The sequence below is a fragment of the Micromonospora terminaliae genome (assembly GCF_009671205.1).
GTDB classification, from domain to species: Bacteria; Actinomycetota; Actinomycetes; order Mycobacteriales; family Micromonosporaceae; genus Micromonospora; species Micromonospora terminaliae.
The window spans coordinates 393,389-411,741 of sequence record NZ_CP045309.1; the positions used below are offsets into that span (position 1 = coordinate 393,389).

Consider the following 18,353-nt stretch of genomic DNA (forward strand, 5'->3'; position numbering starts at 1 on the left):
TCAGCCCTTGATCGTCGTCCAGGCCTGGGTCCAGGCCGCGTAGTCCTTGCACTTCACGTCGGTACGCCCGTCCAGGCACTGCTGCACCGGGGTGTTCCAGTACCAGACCTTCTCGAAGTAGGACTCGTCCTCGGCGTGGTACGTCGCGCAGTGGTTCTTGTCGGCGGTCTCGGCGCAGGACAGCTTGTTGGACGGCGCCTCACCGAACCACTCGGCGACCGCCGCGTTGGCCTTCGGCGAGATGATGTGGTCCATCCAGCGGTACGCGCAGTTCGGGTGCTTCGCCTTGGCGGAGACCATCCAGGTGTCGGACCAGCCGGTCGCCCCCTCCTCGGGCAGGATCGCCTCGACCGGGGCCTTGTCGGCGGTGGCCAGATTGGCGATGACCTGCCAGGTGGTGCCGAGCACCGAGTTGCCGGCCTTGAAGGCCTGCACCTCCTTGGTGTAGTCCGACCAGTACTCGCCGATCTGCTCGTTCTGCTTCTTCAGCAGGTCGACGGCGGCGGCGAACTGCTTGTCGTCCAGCGCGTACGGGTTCTTGATGCCCAGTTCCGGCTGGTGCTTCATCAGGTACAGCGCCGCGTCGGCGAGGTAGATAGGCGAGTCGTACGCGGTGATCTTCCCCTTGTAGGGCGAGTTCGCGTCGAACACCGCGCCCCACGAGGTCGGGGCGGGCTTGACCACGTCGGTGCGGTACATCAGCAGGTTCGCGCCGCGCCCGTGCGGGACGCCGTAGGCCACCCCGTCGACGGAGTTCCACTGCTTCAGCTTGAGCCCGTCGAAGACGTCCTTGTAGTTGCTGATCAGGTCGGTGTTCACCGGGGCGACGTCGCCCCCGTAGATCAGCCGCAGCGAGGCGTCCCCGGAGGCGGAGACCACGTCGTACTCGCCGGTCTTCATCAGGGTCACCATCTCGTCGGAGGTGCCGGCGACCTTGACGTTGACCTGGCAGCCCGTCTGCTTCTCGAAGTCGGTGACCCAGTCCACCTTCGGATCGGTGGAGCCGTCCTCCACGTACCCGGCCCAGGCGACGACGTTGACCTGTCCCTCGCCGGCGCCCAGCGCCGCGAGCTTGTCGATCCTGGGCGGCTTGATGCCGCCCGGGCCGGAGCCGCCGGTGGCCGTGCCGCCGTCGCCGCAGCCGGTCAGGGCGAGCAGGCCGACCGCGGCGAGCGCGGTGAGGTTTCTACCGGTACGCATTAGCGCTCTCCTTCGCAAGGGGGGTCGGTACGGCGGGGACAGGTACGGCCACGGCGTGCTCGGTGCGCCACGCCAGGCGGACCGGGGTGCCGCGCAGTGCCGCCACGTCGGCCGAGGAGGTGGTCAGGTTCTGTTGCGTCACGACCAGCCGGGCGCCGGCGTCGAGGTCGACGACGAACCGGGTGCTCGCCCCGGCGTAGACGACCTCGGCCACCCTGCCGGTGGCCGACGTCTCCTCGTCGGTGGCCGTCGACAACTCCAGCTCGGGCGCGTCTGACGCCGCGCCGCGACCTGGAGCCGTCGGTTGGCCCACGAGCCGGATCTTCTCCGGCCGGATGGAGAAGGTGCCGTCGCGGCCGAGCACCGAGCGGGCCACGTCGCCACTGAGCAGGTTGGATGTGCCGACGAAGCCGGCGACGAACGGGGTGGCGGGCCGCTCGTAGACCTCGGCGGGCGTACCCACCTGGGCGATCCGGCCGTTCTCGAAGACCGCCACCCGGTCGCTCATGGTGAGCGCCTCCTCCTGGTCGTGGGTGACGAAGACGAAGGTGATGCCCACCTCCCGCTGGAGCGCCTTCAACTCCACCTGCATCTGCTCGCGCAGCTTCAGGTCCAGCGCGCCGAGCGGTTCGTCGAGCAGGAGCACCTTCGGCCGGACGACCAGCGCGCGGGCCAGGGCCACCCGCTGCCGTTGCCCGCCGGAGAGCGCGGCCGGTCGCCGGTCGGCCAGACCGTCGAGCCGTACGCCCCGCAGCGCCTCCGTGGCCCGGGCCCGGCGCTCGGCGCGGCCCACCTTGCGCACCCGCAGCCCGTACTCGACGTTCTGCTGCACGGTCATGTGCGGGAACAGCGCGTAGTCCTGGAAGACGGTGTTGACGTCCCGCTCGAACGGGGCCAGCCGGGTGACGTCACGCCCGCCGAGCAGCACCCTTCCGGCGGTCGGCGGCTCGAACCCGGCGATCATGCGGAGCACCGTCGTCTTGCCCGAGCCGGACGGCCCGAGCATCGAGAAGAACTCGCCGTCGGCGATGTCCAGATCGACGCCGGCCACCGCCTCCACCGCGCCGAACGACTTGCACAGTCCGCGGAGGGAGACGGCGGGGGTGGCGGACCCGGCTGACATGGGCGCTCCTCAGTCCTACGGTTAACGTTGCGCCAGCGGACCAGAGTCCACGGAAATCGTGCCGTGAGAATAGAGCCGCGACGGATAGCGTCGTCAAGAGCTGATGGCGGTTTGCCTTGCCGGACGCCCCTTCCCGGCGGCCGCCCCGGCGGGCACACTCGTCGCCATGGAGCAGCATCTCTACGAACCCGTCCACCAGGAATTCCGGGACCTGTGCCGCCAGTTCCTCACCCGGGAGGCCGTGCCGCACCACGAGCGCTGGGAGGCCGACGGGATCGTCGACCGCGAGGTGTGGCGCCGGGCGGGCGCGGCCGGGCTGCTCGGCATGGACGTGGACCCCGAGCACGGCGGCGGCGGGCAGCGCGACTTCCGGTTCAACGCCGTGCTCGACGAGGAGATTATCGCGGCCGGCTGCACCGGGCTGGGCTTCGGGCTGCACAACGACGTGGTGGCCCCGTACCTGACCGAGCTGACCACCGACGACCAGCGCAAGCGCTGGCTCCCGGGCTTCTGCTCCGGCGACCTGGTCACCGCCATCGCGATGAGCGAGCCGGGCGCGGGCAGCGACCTGGCCGGCATCCGCACGAGCGCGGTACGCGACGGCGACAGCTGGGTGCTCAACGGGCAGAAGACGTTCATCACCAACGGCGAGCTGGCCGACCTCGTGGTGGTGGTCGCCAAGACCGCCCCCGACCAGGGCGCGCACGGCGTGAGCCTCATCGTGGTGGAGACCGGCACGCCCGGCTTCGGCCGGGGCCGGCGACTGGCCAAGGTCGGCCTCAAGGCCAACGACACCGCCGAGCTGTTCTTCGACGACTGCCGGGTGCCGGCGGAGAACCTCATCGGCACCGAGAACCACGGCTTCTACCACCTCATGGCCAACCTGCCGCGGGAGCGGCTGAGCATCGCGGTGGCCGCGGTGGCCGCGGCGGAGAAGCTGCTCGCGCTCACCCTCGACTACGCCCGCTCGCGGGAGGCGTTCGGCCGGCCGATCGGGCGGTTCCAGCACAACCGGTTCCTCCTGGCCGAGCTGGACACCGAGGTCACCATCGCGCGGACCTTCGTGAACCACTGCGTGGCCGAGTACAACGCCGGCCGGCTCTCGGTGACCGACGCGGCCAAGGCCAAGTGGTGGACCACCGAGCTGCAGAACAAGGTGGCCGACCGCTGCGTGCAGCTGCACGGCGGCTACGGCTTCATGCTGGAGTACCCGGTGGCGAAGGCCTGGCTGGACAGCCGGGTCCAGACCATCTACGGCGGCACCACCGAGATCATGAAGGAGATCATCGGCCGCGGTCTCGGCCTGTAGCGAAACCGGGTGCGCGCGAGCCGGTCGGGTGCGGGAGGATGGTGACCCCTTACTCCCGGGAGCATCCGCCATGGCCACCGACCTGACCGCACCGGCACCGAGCCGGCTCGACGTCGTCCCGATCCAGCGGCGCACCGTCCGGCTGCTCCTCCTCACGCAGATCATCGGCGGCATCGGCGTCACCATCGGCATCTCGGTCGGCGCGCTGCTCGCCGCCCGGGTCGCCGGCACCGCCCTGGCCGGAGTGGCGCAGAGCGCCGGGGTGGTCGGCGCCGCGCTGCTCGCCGTACCGGTCACCCGGATCATGACGGCCCGGGGGCGGCGGCCGGGGCTGGTCACCGCGTACCTGGTCGGGTCGGTCGGGGGCGTGCTCGTGGTGGTCTCCACCGTGCTGCACGTGGTGCCGCTGCTCTTCCTCGGCATGCTGCTCTTCGGCGGGGGGACCGCCGCCAACCTCCAGGCCCGCTACACGGCGGTGGACCTGGCCGAGCCGGCCCGCCGGGGGCGACAACTCTCGCTGGTCGTCTGGGCCACCACCATCGGCGCGGTGGCCGCCCCCAACTTCGCCGCGCTCGCCGACGCCACCACCCGTGGCTGGGGCCTGCCGGCGCTGGCCGGCCCGTTCGCCTTCAGCGCCGCCGCGTTCGTGCTGGCCGCCGCCGTACTGGCCGCGTTCCTCCGGCCGGACCCGCTGCTCACCGCGCGCCGGCTGGCGGCGGCCGAGACCCCGGCCGAGCCGGTCGCGGCGCCCGGTGCGCCCGCCCGGCGCCGCGCGGGCATGGTGGCGGCCTGGCGCACGGTACGCGAGCGGCCCGCCGCCCGCCTCGGCATCGCCGCCGTGGCCATGGGCCACCTCGTGATGGTCGCCGTCATGTCGATGACCCCGGTACGCCTCGGCGAGTCGCACTCCGACGCCGACGTGCTGCGGGTGGTCGGCATCGTGCTCAGCCTGCACATCGCCGGCATGTACGCGCTCTCCCCGCTGGTCGGCTGGCTCACCGACCGGCTGGGCCGGCGCCCGGTGATCCTCGGCGGGGTGGCCCTGCTGCTGGCCGCCTGTGCGGTCGCCGGCACGGCCGGACACCACACCCCGCTGCTCTCGGTGGGTCTGGCCCTGCTCGGGCTGGGCTGGTCGGGCACCATGGTGGCCGGCTCGACCCTGCTGTCCGAGTCGGTGCCGACCGCCGACCGGCCGGGTGTGCAGGGCCTGTCCGACCTGGTCATGGGGCTGGCCGGGGCGGGCGCGGCGGCGGCGAGCGGGTTTGTCATGCGGGCCGCGGGTTATCCGACCCTGACCCTGCTGGCGGCGATCGCGGTGGTGCCGCTGGTGGCGCTAGCGTTGCGTCCGGCGCCGGTCGAGGTGCCGGAGGAACTCGGGCGTCCGGCGGACGAGGTGCCCGGCAAGCTCGGGCGTCCTTTGGACGACCTGCCCGGCAAGGAGGAGTGACACGTGCGGCTGACCGACTTCTGGGCGCGGCTGGAGGAGGCGTTCGGGCCGGGCTACGCGACCAGCATCGCCAGCGACCAGGTGCTGTCCCAGCTCGGCGGGCGGACCATCGAGCAGGCCCTCGCCGCGGGGGTGGAGACGCACGTGGTGTGGCGCGCGGTGGTCGCCGCCTATCCGGACCGGGTGCCCGCACGACTACGCTGAGCAGCCTTTTCGCCGGTTCCGCGTGTCGCTTGTCGAGTCGTACACCTGTTCGGCTATTGTCCACAGCGGGGTGCTCGTCCACAGCTCGCGGCCCGTCGGCTGGTTTTCTGTCGGACCCAGCGCCTAGCGTGTCCGCGTGACGCGAAGCTCAGGAAAGACGCCGGCGAAGGCAGGGGTGGCAACGATGGCGGCAGGGCCGGACCGGGAGAAGGCACTCGACCTTGCTCTCGCTCAGATCGACAAGCAGTTCGGCAAGGGTTCGGTGATGCGGCTGGGGGAGCGGCCCGTCGTCCAGACGGCGGTCATCCCGACCAGCTCCATCGCGCTCGACGTGGCGCTCGGCGTGGGCGGTCTGCCCCGCGGTCGGGTCGTGGAGATCTACGGTCCCGAGTCCAGCGGTAAGACCACGGTCGCCCTGCACGCGGTGGCCAACGCCCAGCGGGCCGGCGGCATCGCCGCCTTCATCGACGCCGAGCACGCGCTCGACCCGGAATACGCGAAGGCCCTCGGCGTCGACACCGACGCCCTGCTGGTCTCCCAGCCGGACACCGGCGAGCAGGCGCTGGAGATCGCCGACATGCTGGTCCGCTCCGGCGCCATCGACATCATCGTCATCGACTCGGTCGCCGCGCTCGTGCCGCGCGCCGAGATCGAGGGCGAGATGGGCGACAGCCACGTGGGTCTCCAGGCCCGGCTCATGAGCCAGGCGCTGCGGAAGATCACCGGTGTGCTCAACAACACCGGCACCACGGCGATCTTCATCAACCAGCTCCGCGAGAAGATCGGCGTGATGTTCGGCAGCCCGGAGACCACGACCGGTGGTCGGGCGCTGAAGTTCTACGCCTCGGTCCGGCTCGACGTGCGCCGCATCGAGAGCCTCAAGGACGGCACCGACGTGGTCGGCAACCGCACCCGGGTCAAGGTCGTGAAGAACAAGGTCGCGGCGCCGTTCAAGCAGGCCGAGTTCGACATCATGTACGGCAAGGGCATCTCCCGCGAGGGCTCGCTCATCGACGTCGGCGTGGAGCAGGCGATCATCCGCAAGTCCGGCGCCTGGTACACCTACGATGGCGACCAGCTCGGCCAGGGCAAGGAGAAGGCCCGCGAGTTCCTCCGCGAGAACCCGGACGTGGCGGCCGAGATCGAGAAGAAGATCCTGGAGAAGCTCGGCGTCGGCACCGGCGCTGGCGACGCCGCCGGCGGCCCGGAGCTGCCGCCGGTCGACTTCTGATCCCCGGCTGACCCGTGGCAGGACGACGCGCCCGCACGGGGCGTGGCTGGGACGCCAGCCCGCCCCGTCCGGGTGACGCCACCACTCCACCGCGGCCGCGCCGCGGCCGCCGTGGCCGCGGCGAGGAGCCCGCTGCCGAGGCGGCACCCGCGCCGCCCCGCGACGAGGCGGAGCTGGCCCGCGAGATCTGCCTGCGGCAGCTCGCGGTCCGGCCCCGCACCCGTGCCGAACTGGCCGGCGCCCTGGCCAAGCGGGGCATCTCCGAGGAGGTCGCCGACCAGGTCCTCGACCGCTACGACGAGGTCGGCATCGTGGACGACGCCGCCTTCGCCCGGGCCTGGGTGAGCAGCCGGCACACCGGCCGCGGGCTGGCCCGCCGGGCGCTCGCCAACGAGCTGCGCCAGCGCGGCGTCGACGGCGAGGTGGCCGGCGCGGCCCTCGACGAGATCGACGAGGAGACCGAGGCGGAGACCGCCCGGGTCCTCGTGGAGCGGAAGCTCCGCTCGACCCGGGGCGAGCCCGACGCGGTGTTCCGTCGCCTCGTCGGGATGCTGGCCCGCAAGGGCTACCCGGCCGGCGTGGCCATCCGGGCCGTGAAGGACGCGCTGGCCGCGCAGAGCGCCGAGGCGGCCGAGTTCGCCGAGCACATCGACGCCGACGCCCTGGCCGACGCCGAGCACGACCTCGACCCCGCCGCCCGCCCCCTCGACTGACCCCGACCGAGCGACGTCAGGATCCACCCGGACGCCCTCGCCCCGGCCGGTGCCGCCGGCGCCGGCGGCGAACGACTCGCCGCGGCCGGTGCCGCTGGCGGCGGCGGCGAACGACTCGCCGCGGCCGGTGCCGCTGGCGGCGGCGCCGACGAACGGCTTGCACCGGTGGAAAGGTGGGCGGCGTGCTGAAGGCGTGTTTGAACGGCGGACGGCGGCGGGCGGAGCATCCGGCGGTGCCGGTGACGCCCGACGAGCTGGCCGCCGAGGCGGCCCGGTGCGCGGCGGCCGGCGTGGCAGCCGTGCACGTGCACCCCCGCGACGCCGACGGCGCCGAGTCGCTCGACCCGGGCGTCATCGCCGCGGCGGTCACCGCGATCCGGGCCGCCCGGCCCGGCCTGCCCGTCGGGGTGAGCACCGGCGCCTGGATCGCCCCCGAGCCCGCCGACCGGGTCGCCGCCGTCCGCGCCTGGACGGTGCTGCCCGACTTCGCCTCGGTCAACGCCCACGAGCCCGGCGCGGCGGCCGTCGCGGCCGCCCTGCACGAGCGGGGCGTGCTGGTCGAGGCCGGCCTCTGGACGGCGGCGGCGGTCGACGCCTGGCGCCGCTGGCCGGCGCCGACCGGGCGGATCCTCGTCGAGTGCCTGGCCGACCCCGTCGACGTGGCCCTCGCCGACGCGGCCGCCATCCTCGCCGCGCTGCCCGCCGACCGCCCGCCCGTGCTGCTGCACGGTGAGGGCCCGGCGACCTGGGCAGTGCTCGCCGAGGCGGTACGCCGCGGCCTCGACACCCGGATCGGCCTGGAGGACACCCTGGTCCTGCCGGACGGCGGCGTCGCACCGGACAACGTGGCACTGGTGAGGGCGGCCCGCGCCCTCGGCGCGCACTGATCCAGCAACCGCGCCCGCAGGGCCGGCAACCGCGCTCGCCCCGGCCCGCTACGGCGCTCGCCGGGGCGGCTACCGCGTTGGCGGGGGTCGGCTTCCGCGCTCGCCGTGGCCGGCGCTGGCGGGGCGGCGACCGCTCGCCGGGTCGGCGGCAGCGCTGACTGGCTCGTGCTTCGCGCCTGGTGGTCCAACGATCTGCGACCGCTCGGACTGGTGCCCTCGCTGCTGTGCCGCGCTACCGGGGGAGATCTTGGCCTGGCAGGGCTGGCAACCGCGCTGGCGGGGCCGGCAACCGCGCTGGCCGGGTCGGCGACAGCGCTGGCTGGGTCGTGCTTCGCGCTTGGTGCCGCGGCGATCTGCGACCGCTCGGACTGGTGCCCTCGCTGCTGTTCAGCGCTACCCGGCGGAGATCTTGGTAGGAAATGGCCCCTATAGGGGCCACTTCGTACCAAGATCTTCAAGCGGCCGGGTGTCGGCGTGGGATCTTGGAGAGTTGGCGTGCGCCTCGAACGGAAAGTCTCCAAGATCTGTCAGTCGTCGTCCGAGCGGAGCCTCAGTGTGTGAGTCGTTGACGACGTCAGGTCCACACGCGGCGGTGGAGTACCCGGGACTGAGCCGCCGCCACCTTCGCGGAGAGCTCGGCGGGCGGTGAAACGCGAATCACTCTTGCGGAAAGTTCTGGGGTCGGCGGAGTCGACGACGAGTCACCCCGGAACCCGGCCGGCACGGTCGCGTTGCGGCTCTGAGCAGGTCGGGAGCGTGACCGAGGCGGCCCGGAGGGGTGAGTTTTGTCCAGCCGTGTCCGGCATCTGGACAGCGCTGAGTGACGCCTCAACTTCTCTCCGTCCGGGTGGTTTGATCATGAGTCCTTGACCGAACGGCCCCTCGCGACCTAGCCTCGCCATACAGGCTCACTTTGCCCGACCAGCGCAGGCTAAGCGCACAACATAGATCGCGTAACAGAACAGCATCACTTTGGCCAGCTACACCGGCCTTTGACGGCAAGCTCCGGGACGGTGCGTCCGGAGCCGACCCGACAACTGCAACCGGCCGCCGGCGATGTCCCCACGGGGGCACCGCCGACGGAAAGCTACCCACAGCCAGCCGCTCCGGTCGGGCGTCCAGAGCCGCAGGTGCGTGCCGTCCGCACGCCGCCTGCGGTGCCGACGTTCAGGGGAGGCGGCCATGGCGGGGCGGCAGAGGTTCACCGGCGGTCTTCCACGCGCTGCCGGCCGCTCCTCGCCGGCCGATGGCCCGGGCTCGCCCGGAATGGACTCGCCGGCCGCCGGCCCGGGCTTGCCGCGAGCGAACGCGCCGGACCGCAGCGAAGCGGGCGTGCCGGACCGCGGCGGAGCAGGCCTGCCGGACCTGATCGGCGTGAGCGGCCGGTCCGGAGCGGGCGCATGAGCGCCTTCGACGTCGTCATCCTCGCGGTGGTGCTGCTGCTCGTCGTCGTGGTGGTCGGTGCCGTCCTGTTCGGCGTGCGTACCCTGCGGCGGCTGAACTTCGCGCCCGCACCGGAGGACCCGGCCTTCATCGCCGAGAAGGACCGCCAGGAGCAGTCCCTCGCGGCCCTGCGGAGCGCCGCCGACGAGGCGAACAGCACGATCGACGTGGCGAAGTCGGCCGCCGCTGCGGCCCGTACCGAGGCGGCCGCCGCGAAGGCCGAGGCGAAGGCGGCCCGGGCCGAGGCACGGCGGGTGCTCGACGACGCCCGGGCCGAGGCCGACACGGTGCTGGAGCGCGCGCACAAGCAGGCCGAGGCGGACGCCGAACAGCTTCGCGCCGCCGCCCGGCGCAGCGGTGAGCGGGAGGTGGCCGTGCTCGCGGCGACCACCCGGGAGCAGGCCGCCGAGGTCGAGCGCCGGGCGGCCCGGATGGACGAGCGGGAACGGCTGCACACCGAGGAGGTGGAGCGGCTCGCCGAGCGGGAGCGGCAGCTCACCGCCGCCAGCGCCGCGCTCGCCGCGCGGGAGGCCGCAATCGTGGAGCGGGAGCAGGCGCTCACCGAGGCGGAGGAGCAGCGCCGCCGCGAGCTGGAGCGGGTGGCCGGGCTGACCGCCGACTCGGCGCGCGCCGAGCTGGTCGAGTCCATCGAGGGGCAGGCCAAGCGGGAGGCCGCGCTGCTGGTCCGGGAGATCGAGGCCGACGCCCGTGGTACCGCCGAGCAGCGGGCCCGGCACATCGTGGTCGACGCCATCCAGCGGGTGGCCAGCGAGCAGACCGCGGAGAGCGTCGTCAGCGTCCTGCACCTGCCCGGGGACGAGATGAAGGGGCGGATCATCGGCCGGGAGGGCCGCAACATCCGCGCCTTCGAGTCGGTCACCGGGGTCAACCTGATCATCGACGACACCCCCGAGGCGGTCCTGCTCTCCTGCTTCGACCCGGTACGCCGGGAGGTCGGCCGGCTCACGCTCGAGAAGCTGGTGCTGGACGGCCGGATCCACCCGCACCGGATCGAGGAGGTCTACGACCTGGCCCGGCACGAGGTGGAGGAGCTGTGCCACCGGGCCGCCGAGGACGCCCTCGTCGAGGTCGGCATCACCGAGATCCACCCGGAGCTGGTCACCCTGCTCGGCCGGCTGCGTTACCGGACGTCGTACGGGCAGAACGTGCTCAAGCACCTCGTGGAGACCGCGCACATCGCCGGGATCATGGCCGCGGAGCTGCGGCTGGACGTACCGACGATCAAGCGCTGCGCGTTCCTGCACGACATCGGCAAGGCGCTCACCCACGAGGTGGAGGGCAGCCACGCGATCATCGGCGCCGACCTGGCCCGGAAGTACGGGGAGAGCGAGGACGTGGTGCACGCCATCGAGGCGCACCACAACGAGGTGCCGCCGCAGACCATCGAGGCGGTGCTCACCCAGGCGTCGGACGCCTGCTCGGGCGGGCGGCCGGGGGCCCGGCGGGAGAGCCTGGAGGCGTACGTCAAGCGGCTGGAGCGGATCGAGGAGATCGCGGCCGGCAAGCTCGGCGTGGAGAAGGTCTTCGCCATGCAGGCCGGACGGGAGATCCGGGTGATGGTCAAGCCGGAGGACGTCGACGACATCGGCGCGGCGGTCCTGGCCCGGGACGTGGCGAAGCAGATCGAGGAGGAGCTGACCTACCCCGGTCAGATCCGGGTGACGGTGGTCCGCGAGTCCCGGGTCACCGAGATCGCCCGCTGACGACCGCGACGACGCGAAAAGGGCCGGCCCGGAAACCTCCGGGCCGGCCCTTCGCGACAGGCGGGCGGTCAGGTGGCGGTGCCGGCGACGGCTTCCGTGCCGAGCTCGGTGCCGCCGGCCCCGGTGCGGGGGGCGGAGCGGCGGCCCTGGCTGAGCCGGCGCTGAACGAACTGCGCCAGCTTCGACAGCGAGTAGTTCACCGCGATGAACAGTACCGCGATCACCGCGTAGACCTGGATCGGGTTGCCCAGCACGCCGATGATCTGCTTGCCGATGTTGAGGGTCTCCTCGTAGCTGATGATGAAGCCGAGCGAGGTGTCCTTGAGCACCACGACGAGCTGGCTGATCAGCGCCGGAAGCATGATCCGGAACGCCTGCGGCAGCAGGATCATCCGGGTGGTCTGGGCGGGCGAGAGCCCGATCGCGGCGGCGGCCTCGGCCTGGCCGCCGGGCAGGCCCTCCATGCCGGACCGGAGGATCTCGGCGATGACCACCGAGTTGTAGATGGTCAGGCCGATGACCAGGTACCACAGCGTGTCGAAGGTGACGCCGAACTCGGGGAAGCCGCGGGCCACGAAGAAGATGGTGATGACCACCGGCAGGCCCCGGAAGACCTCGACGCAGACCCGGGTCAGCGCGGACAGCACCCAGCTCAGCCCGCGCAGCAGGTACGCCACCGGCGTCGCCAACCCGGTGAAGCGCCGCCGGGTCAGGCTCTTGAGCTGGATCCGCAGCACGGCGATCAGGGTGCCGACCACGAGGGAGGCGACGATGGCCAGTACGGCGGCGGTCAGCGTGTTCTTCAGGCCGAGGCCGATCCGGTCCCAGACCTGGGAGAAGTTCTCGTTCGAGGGGTCGACCAGCGGCCCCCACAGCTCCATCGAGAACTGACCCTTGTCGGCCAGCGGCCGGTAGATCAGGAAGTACGCCCCGACCAGCACGACCACGGTGGCGACCAGGCTGCTGATGAGGGTGATCCGCCGCTGGCGGGGACCGGGGACGTCGTAGAGGACACTGTTCTGCTGGCTCATCGGGCCACCGCCTGTCGCTTCTCGATCCGGTCGAGGAGGGCTCCGAGCGGCACGGTCATGATGAGGTATCCGACGGAGATGCCGATGGCGACGGGGATGAAGGCATAGCCCTCGGCCCCGGTGAGCTGGTCGGCGGTCGCCGACAGGTCACCGACCACGCCGAAGAAGCCGATCAGCGCCGAGTTCTTGATCATCGCGATGATCACCGAGCCGAGCGGCACCACGGAGGCCTTCCAGGACTGCGGCAGCACCACGTACCGGAGGTTCTGGCCGAAGGTGAGGCCGAGCGACCGGGCGGCCTCCGCCTGCCCGGCGGGGACCGCGTTCACACCGGACCGCAACGCCTCGCAGACGAACGCCGCCGTGTAGAGCACCAGGGCGATCAGCGCGAAGCGGAAGTACGGCAGGTCCGTGCCGAGCCGGCTGAAGACGGCGTCCAGCCCCGGGATGCGCAGGAAGTCGGCGTTGGAGCCGAGCGCCGGCAGCCCGAAGGCGGCGAAGAACATCACCACGGTCAGCGGCATGTTCCGGAAGACGTTCACGTAACCGGTGCCGAGCGCCCGCAGCGGCGGCACCGGGGAGATCCGGAGCACCGCCACGACGGCGCCCAGGATCAGGGCGCCGATCGCGGCGAGCACGCAGATCTGGAGGGTGAGCCAGAATCCACCCGCGAAGACGTCGAACTTGTCGATGAGCACACTCACGGGTCGGACTTCCTCCCCACCCTCCAGATCGAACGGGTCAGATCAGTAGCGGTTGACGGTCGGCGGGTTGCCCAGCTCGGCGCCGAACTTGCCCGCGGTGTCGTCCCAGGCCTTCTTCCAGCTGCCGTCGCCGAACGCCTTCTCCAGCGTGTCGTTGACGAAGTTGCGGAAGTCGGTGTCCTCCTTCTTCACCCCGATGCCGTACGGCTCCTTGGTGAAGTTGTCGCCGGCCAGCTTGAAGGAGGCCTCGTCCTTGGCGATGTAGCCGAGCAGGATGACGTTGTCCGTGGTGACGGCGTCCACCTGGCCGCCCTTCAGGGCGTCACGGCACTTGTCGTAGGTGTCGAAGAGCACCACCTGGGTGGCGACGTCCTTGACGTACTTCTTGATGTTCTCGGCCGGGGTCGAGCCGGTCACCGAGCAGACCTTCTTGGTCCCGTCCTTGAACGAGTCCGGGCCGGTGATGGCGGTGTCGTCCTTCTTCACCAGGATGTTCTGGCCGGCCTCGTAGTACGGCCCGGCGAAGGCGATGCGCTCCTTGCGCTTGTCGTTGATCGTGTAGGTCGCGGCGACCAGGTCGACGGTGCCGTTGACGATCACGTCCTCACGGACCTTGGACGGCGTCTCCACCCACTCGATCTTGTCCTCGGGGATGCCGAGCTCCTTGACGATGATCTTCGCGACCTCGACGTCGAAGCCCTCCGGCTTGCCCGACAGCCCCTTCAGGCCGAAGCCCGGCTGGTCGAACTTCGTGCCGATCTTGATCTTCTGGGCCTTGTTGAGCTTCTCCATGGTGCTGCCGGCGGCGAAGGACTTGCTGCCCGAGCCGGTGCCCTCGTCGCCGTCGTCACCACCGCAGGCGGCCAGGCCCAGCGCCAGGGTCGCCGCCGCGGCGACCGCGGCCACGCGCTTGAAACGCATACTCTTCTCCTTCTTCGACGGAGCCACCGGGGGACGGCGCACTCCAACTACGGACGCTCAGTGCGTGAGGATCTTGGACAGGAAGTCCTTGGCCCGCTCGCTGCGCGGGTTCGCGAAGAACTCCGTGGGCGGGGCCTCCTCGACCAACTGGCCGTCGGCCATGAAGACCACCCGGTTGGCCGCGTGCCGGGCGAAGCCCATCTCGTGGGTCACCACGACCATGGTCATGCCGTCGCGGGCCAGCGAGGTCATCACCTCCAGCACCTCGCCGACCATCTCCGGGTCCAGCGCGCTGGTCGGCTCGTCGAAGAGCATCGCCTTGGGCTGCATGGCCAGCGCGCGGGCGATGGCCGCCCGCTGCTGCTGGCCGCCGGAGAGCTGTGCCGGGTACTTGTCCGCCTGGTTGGCGATGCCCACCCGGTCGAGCAGGGCCAGGCCGCGCTCACGGGCGGCGGCCGGCTTCTCCCGGCGCACCTTGACGGGGCCGAGGGTGACGTTCTCCAGGATGGTCTTGTGCGCGAAGAGGTTGAACGACTGGAACACCATGCCGACCTCGCTGCGCAGCTTGGCCAGCGCCTTGCCCTCGGCGGGCAGCGGGGTGCCGTCGAAGGTGATGGTGCCCGAGTTGATCGGCTCCAGCCGGTTGATGGTGCGGCAGAGCGTCGACTTGCCGGAACCGGACGGGCCGATCACGACGACCACCTCGCCCCTACCGACGGAGAGCGAGACGTCGTCCAGCACGTGCAGCGGGCCGAACCACTTGTTCACCCCGTCCAGCACGATCAGCGGTTCGCCCGTCGTCACGTCGTCCACCGTCCCTGTCGTCCATATGGAAAAGCGGGGTCGCGAGACCCCCGGTTGGGCAACTGTAGGCGGGGTGATGTGGCAGAACGCAACTCGAATGGTCACGGAGCGGTAACACCGGTCACCGCCGTACCCGTCAGTCCGAATTCCGTCACGAAACGGGCCGTCCGAATGGCGACCACACCGGTTCACGGAGATCATGTGGGGATGACAACTGCGGTCCGGCTGACCGATTACGCCCGCGGCGGCGGGTGCGCCTGCAAGATTCCGCCGGGCGAGCTGGAGACGATGGTCGCCGGGCTGGCGCCGGCGGTCGGCGTCGCCGATCTGCTGGTCGGTCTGGAGCACGGCGACGACGCCGCGGTGGTCCGGCTGGACGAGCGCACCGGCCTCGTCAGCACCGCCGACTTCTTCACCCCGGTCGTCGACGACGCCTACGACTGGGGGCGCATCGCCGCCGCCAACGCACTTTCCGACGTGTACGCCATGGGCGGCACCCCGCTCGTCGCGCTGAACCTGCTCTGCTGGCCCCGGGACGTGCTGCCGCTGGAGCTGGCCCGGGAGGTGCTGCGCGGGGGTCAGGACGTGGCCCGGGAGGCGGGCTGCCACCTGGCCGGCGGGCACAGCGTGGACGACGACGGCCCGAAGTACGGGCTGGCCGTCACCGGGGTGGTCCGGCCCGAGGAGCTGATCACCCTGGACGCCGGCCGAGCCGGCCTGCCGCTGTCGCTGACCAAGCCGCTCGGCGTCGGGGTGCTGAACACCCGGCACAAGCGGACCGGGGAGCGGTTCGGCGAGGCGGTCGCCTCGATGGCCCGGCTGAACCGCGACGCGGCCCGGGCGGCGGTGGCGGCCGGGATCCGCTGCGGCACCGACGTGACCGGGTTCGGGCTGCTCGGGCACGCGTCGAAGCTGGCCCGGGCCAGCCGGCTCACCGTGGCGATCGACGCCGCCGCGGTGCCCTACCTGCCGGGCGCCCGGGAGGCGCTGCGCGACGGGTACGTCAGCGGCGGCACGCGGCGCAACCTGGACTGGGTGACGCCATGGACCGACTTCGGCGGGGCCGACGAGGGGGAGCGGCTGCTGCTGGCCGACGCGCAGACCTCGGGCGGGCTGCTGGTCGCGGGCGAGGTCCCGGGGGGCACCGTGGTCGGTGAGCTGCTGCCGGCGAGCGAGCACCTGATCCGGGTGCGCTGACGGCCGGCGCCCTCATTCGCGAATCCGTCAGCAGGTATCGGTGGTTCGCGTCGCGAACGCGGCACCATACCCGATAAACTGTCACCTTCCCGCTACTCTGGGCAAGGCCACCCGGGGAAATTTTGCCCGTAATGGTCACAGACCGGTAACTTGCGCCCGGCTGAGGTCATAAGCACCCCACCATCGTGAGTAAGGCCCGATCCGGAGGCCGGTGGGACGAGCGCAGCGAGGAGGCGGCATGACCGAGCTGTGGAACTGGAGAATCGACGGCGCGGCGCCCGTGGAGGTCTACCCGGCGCTGGCCGAGGCACTCGGCCGGGTGGTGATGCCCCTCGCCGTCGCCGACCCGGCCCGACTCCCCGCGTACGCGGTGGTCTGCGACGTGTGGGAGGCGCCCGGGGTGTACGGCACCATGGTCGACTGTTACGGCGTGCCCGAGCGCCTGCCGGAGCTGCCCAGCATCGCGGCGCTGGCCCGGCTGCTGGACCGCAACTGCCTGATGCGCGACGACACCCTCGACGCGGGACGGCACCTGCTGGTCGCCCCGGACGGCACGATCCGCCCGGTGCACTTCGACGTGGTCGAGACCGACGACGGCGAGGTCCTCAGCGACCAGCGGCTCTGCACGGTGGCGGACCCCCGCTGCCGGGGCTGGTCGCAGTGCCACCGCTCCCGCTGGGCCCCCGACTCGGTCGCCCCGGCCCTCGCCGCCGCCTGACCGGCGGCGAGGGGGCGGCCCCGGCACGGCAGCCCGAGCACCCGCCGCCTGACCCGGCGGCGAGGGGGCGGCCCCGGCACGGCAGCCCGCCTGACCCGCGCGACGGCGCTCATCCTCGTTCGGTCCGGCCAGGTCCGCCCGGATACGCTGTCCGGGTCATGACTACCGCAGCCGCGGGCAGCCCGCGCACCTACCAGGTGCGCACGTACGGCTGCCAGATGAACGTGCACGACTCCGAGCGCATCTCCGGCCTGCTCGAACAGGCCGGCTACGTGCGCGCCGCCGAGGCCGACGAGCAGCCCGACGTGGTGGTGTTCAACACCTGCGCCGTCCGGGAGAACGCCGACAACCGGCTCTACGGCAACCTGGGTCACCTGCGCCCCGTCAAGGACAAGCATCCGGGGATGCAGATCGCGGTCGGCGGCTGCCTGGCCCAGAAGGACCGCGGCGAGATCGTCCGCAAGGCGCCCTGGGTGGACGTGGTCTTCGGCACGCACAACATCGGCTCGCTGCCGGTGCTGCTGGAGCGCGCGCGGCACAACACCGCCGCCGAGGTCGAGATCCTCGAATCCCTCGACGTGTTCCCCTCGACGCTGCCGACCCGGCGCGAGTCGACGTACGCCGGCTGGGTGTCGATCTCGGTGGGGTGCAACAACACCTGCACGTTCTGCATCGTGCCCTCGCTGCGCGGCAAGGAGAAGGACCGCCGCCCCGGCGACATCCTCTCCGAGGTGCGCGCCCTGGTCGACGAGGGCGTGCTGGAGGTGACGCTGCTCGGGCAGAACGTCAACTCCTACGGCGTCGAGTTCGGCGACCGCTACGCCTTCGGCAAGCTGCTGCGCGCCTGCGGCGACGTCGACGGCCTGGAGCGGGTCCGGTTCACGAGCCCCCACCCGAAGGACTTCACCGACGACGTCATCGCCGCGATGGCCGAGACCCCCAACGTCTGCCACTCGCTGCACATGCCGCTCCAGTCCGGCTCCGACGACGTGCTGCGGGCCATGCGCCGCTCGTACCGGTCCGAGAAGTACCTGGGGATCATCGAGAAGGTGCGGGCCGCCATGCCCGACGCGGCGATCACCACCGACATCATCGTGGGCTTTCCCGGCGAGACCGACGCGGACTTCGAGCGCACCCTCGACGTGGTGCGCGAGGCCCGCTTCTCGTCGGCGTTCACGTTCCAGTACTCGAAGCGCCCCGGCACCCCGGCCGCCACGATGGACGGCCAGCTGCCCAAGCAGGTCGTGCAGGAGCGGTACGAGCGGCTGATCGCGACGGTCGAGGAGATCACCTGGGCGGAGAACCGGAAGCTGGTGGGGGAGACCGTCGAGGTGCTGGTGGCGGTCGGCGAGGGGCGCAAGGACGAGCGCACCGGCCGGCTGTCCGGCCGCGCCCGCGACGGCCGGCTCGTGCACTTCGACGCCGGGTCGCTGGCCGGGGAGATCCGCCCCGGCGACATCGTCCACACCACGGTCACCTACGCCGCCCCGCACCACCTCAACGCCGACGGGGAGCCCCTGTCGCACCGGCGCACCCGGGCCGGCGACGCGGCCGAGGCGGGGCGCGCCCCGCGTACCCCCGGAGTGCTGCTCGGCCTGCCCACGATCGGCGCGCCGGCCGCGGCGCCCGCCCCCACCGGCGGCTGCGCCGCGCACTGACCGACGGCCGACGGCCGGGACCGCCCCGTGGCGGCCCCG

General features: G+C 72.0%; 16 protein-coding genes. 10 read left to right on the plus strand and 6 right to left on the minus strand.

The features are described from left to right. Positions 1-1,200: an ABC transporter substrate-binding protein gene (locus GCE86_RS01835; RefSeq protein ID WP_154225291.1), complete on the minus strand. Its 1,200-nt coding sequence runs from the start codon at positions 1,198-1,200 to the stop codon at positions 1-3. Beyond that, a complete protein-coding gene (locus GCE86_RS01840) occupies positions 1,187-2,323 on the minus strand; it encodes an ABC transporter ATP-binding protein (RefSeq protein WP_154225292.1) in 1,137 nt (378 codons plus the stop codon). The genes GCE86_RS01835 and GCE86_RS01840 overlap by 14 nt, the downstream gene beginning before the upstream one ends. Before the next feature lie 166 nt (positions 2,324-2,489). Here GCE86_RS01840 and GCE86_RS01845 point away from each other — a divergent pair, with 166 nt between their 5' ends. From GCE86_RS01845 to rny, 7 genes are all read left to right on the plus strand, one after another. Continuing rightward, complete coding sequence (locus tag GCE86_RS01845) at positions 2,490-3,632, plus strand: acyl-CoA dehydrogenase family protein (RefSeq protein WP_154225293.1); 1,143 nt, start codon at positions 2,490-2,492, stop codon at positions 3,630-3,632. Positions 3,633-3,702: 70 nt separating this feature from the next. Beyond that, the gene (locus tag GCE86_RS01850; protein WP_154225294.1) at positions 3,703-5,079 is read left to right on the plus strand and encodes an MFS transporter; all 1,377 of its coding nucleotides are present in this window, start codon (positions 3,703-3,705) and stop codon (positions 5,077-5,079) included. A 3-nt stretch (positions 5,080-5,082) separates the two neighbouring features. Further along, positions 5,083-5,283: a DUF3046 domain-containing protein gene (locus GCE86_RS01855; protein ID WP_154225295.1), complete on the plus strand. Its 201-nt coding sequence runs from the start codon at positions 5,083-5,085 to the stop codon at positions 5,281-5,283. Positions 5,284-5,467: 184 nt separating this feature from the next. Next, entirely contained in the window at positions 5,468-6,514 is a 1,047-nt protein-coding gene (gene recA / locus GCE86_RS01860) for a recombinase RecA (protein ID WP_091269420.1), read from the plus strand. Positions 6,515-6,528: 14 nt separating this feature from the next. Next, positions 6,529-7,227: a regulatory protein RecX gene (locus tag GCE86_RS01865; RefSeq protein ID WP_154225296.1), complete on the plus strand. Its 699-nt coding sequence runs from the start codon at positions 6,529-6,531 to the stop codon at positions 7,225-7,227. A 182-nt stretch (positions 7,228-7,409) separates the two neighbouring features. After that, a complete protein-coding gene (locus GCE86_RS01870) occupies positions 7,410-8,114 on the plus strand; it encodes a 3-keto-5-aminohexanoate cleavage protein (protein WP_154225297.1) in 705 nt (234 codons plus the stop codon). Positions 8,115-9,514: 1,400 nt separating this feature from the next. Next, entirely contained in the window at positions 9,515-11,281 is a 1,767-nt protein-coding gene (gene rny, locus GCE86_RS01875) for a ribonuclease Y (protein WP_154225298.1), read from the plus strand. 68 nt (positions 11,282-11,349) lie between these two features. Here rny and GCE86_RS01880 read toward each other — a convergent pair whose 3' ends face one another. Genes GCE86_RS01880 through GCE86_RS01895 form a run of 4 tightly spaced genes read right to left on the minus strand, consistent with a single transcriptional unit; the run spans position 11,350 to position 14,750 of the window. Then, on the minus strand, positions 11,350-12,312 hold the full coding sequence (locus GCE86_RS01880; RefSeq protein ID WP_154225299.1) for an amino acid ABC transporter permease: 963 nt from the start codon (positions 12,310-12,312) through the stop codon (positions 11,350-11,352). Further along, a complete protein-coding gene (locus GCE86_RS01885) occupies positions 12,309-13,016 on the minus strand; it encodes an amino acid ABC transporter permease (RefSeq protein ID WP_091269415.1) in 708 nt (235 codons plus the stop codon). Before GCE86_RS01885 ends, GCE86_RS01880 begins: the two co-directional genes overlap by 4 nt. Positions 13,017-13,058: 42 nt before the next feature. Beyond that, complete coding sequence (locus tag GCE86_RS01890; RefSeq protein WP_154225300.1) at positions 13,059-13,937, minus strand: glutamate ABC transporter substrate-binding protein; 879 nt, start codon at positions 13,935-13,937, stop codon at positions 13,059-13,061. A 57-nt stretch (positions 13,938-13,994) separates the two neighbouring features. Further along, entirely contained in the window at positions 13,995-14,750 is a 756-nt protein-coding gene (locus GCE86_RS01895) for an amino acid ABC transporter ATP-binding protein (protein WP_091269413.1), read from the minus strand. Between the two features lie 198 nt (positions 14,751-14,948). Between GCE86_RS01895 and selD the strand changes: the two genes are divergently transcribed. The 3 genes from selD (at position 14,949) to miaB (ending at position 18,314) form a co-directional block, all read left to right on the plus strand. After that, a complete protein-coding gene (selD, locus tag GCE86_RS01900) occupies positions 14,949-15,938 on the plus strand; it encodes a selenide, water dikinase SelD (RefSeq protein ID WP_154225301.1) in 990 nt (329 codons plus the stop codon). Positions 15,939-16,176: 238 nt separating this feature from the next. After that, positions 16,177-16,656 carry a hypothetical protein gene (locus tag GCE86_RS01905; protein WP_091269411.1) on the plus strand — a complete coding sequence of 160 codons (480 nt, stop codon included), beginning with the start codon at positions 16,177-16,179 and terminating at the stop codon, positions 16,654-16,656. Between the two features lie 158 nt (positions 16,657-16,814). Then, positions 16,815-18,314 (plus strand): tRNA (N6-isopentenyl adenosine(37)-C2)-methylthiotransferase MiaB, encoded by a 1,500-nt coding sequence (miaB, locus tag GCE86_RS01910; RefSeq protein WP_154225302.1) that lies wholly within the window; start codon positions 16,815-16,817, stop codon positions 18,312-18,314. The last annotated feature ends 39 nt before the right edge of the window (positions 18,315-18,353 follow it).

Coding starts and splice junctions, on each gene's coding strand:
- GCE86_RS01835 (WP_154225291.1), bottom strand. CDS start 1,200: ATGCGTACCGGTAGAAACCTCACCGCGCTCGCCGCGGTCGGCCTGCTC.
- GCE86_RS01840 (WP_154225292.1), bottom strand. CDS start 2,323: ATGTCAGCCGGGTCCGCCACCCCCGCCGTCTCCCTCCGCGGACTGTGC.
- GCE86_RS01845 (WP_154225293.1), top strand. CDS start 2,490: ATGGAGCAGCATCTCTACGAACCCGTCCACCAGGAATTCCGGGACCTG.
- GCE86_RS01850 (WP_154225294.1), top strand. CDS start 3,703: ATGGCCACCGACCTGACCGCACCGGCACCGAGCCGGCTCGACGTCGTC.
- recA (WP_091269420.1), top strand. CDS start 5,468: ATGGCGGCAGGGCCGGACCGGGAGAAGGCACTCGACCTTGCTCTCGCT.
- rny (WP_154225298.1), top strand. CDS start 9,515: ATGAGCGCCTTCGACGTCGTCATCCTCGCGGTGGTGCTGCTGCTCGTC.
- GCE86_RS01880 (WP_154225299.1), bottom strand. CDS start 12,312: ATGAGCCAGCAGAACAGTGTCCTCTACGACGTCCCCGGTCCCCGCCAG.
- GCE86_RS01890 (WP_154225300.1), bottom strand. CDS start 13,937: ATGCGTTTCAAGCGCGTGGCCGCGGTCGCCGCGGCGGCGACCCTGGCG.
- selD (WP_154225301.1), top strand. CDS start 14,949: ATGACAACTGCGGTCCGGCTGACCGATTACGCCCGCGGCGGCGGGTGC.
- GCE86_RS01905 (WP_091269411.1), top strand. CDS start 16,177: ATGACCGAGCTGTGGAACTGGAGAATCGACGGCGCGGCGCCCGTGGAG.
- miaB (WP_154225302.1), top strand. CDS start 16,815: ATGACTACCGCAGCCGCGGGCAGCCCGCGCACCTACCAGGTGCGCACG.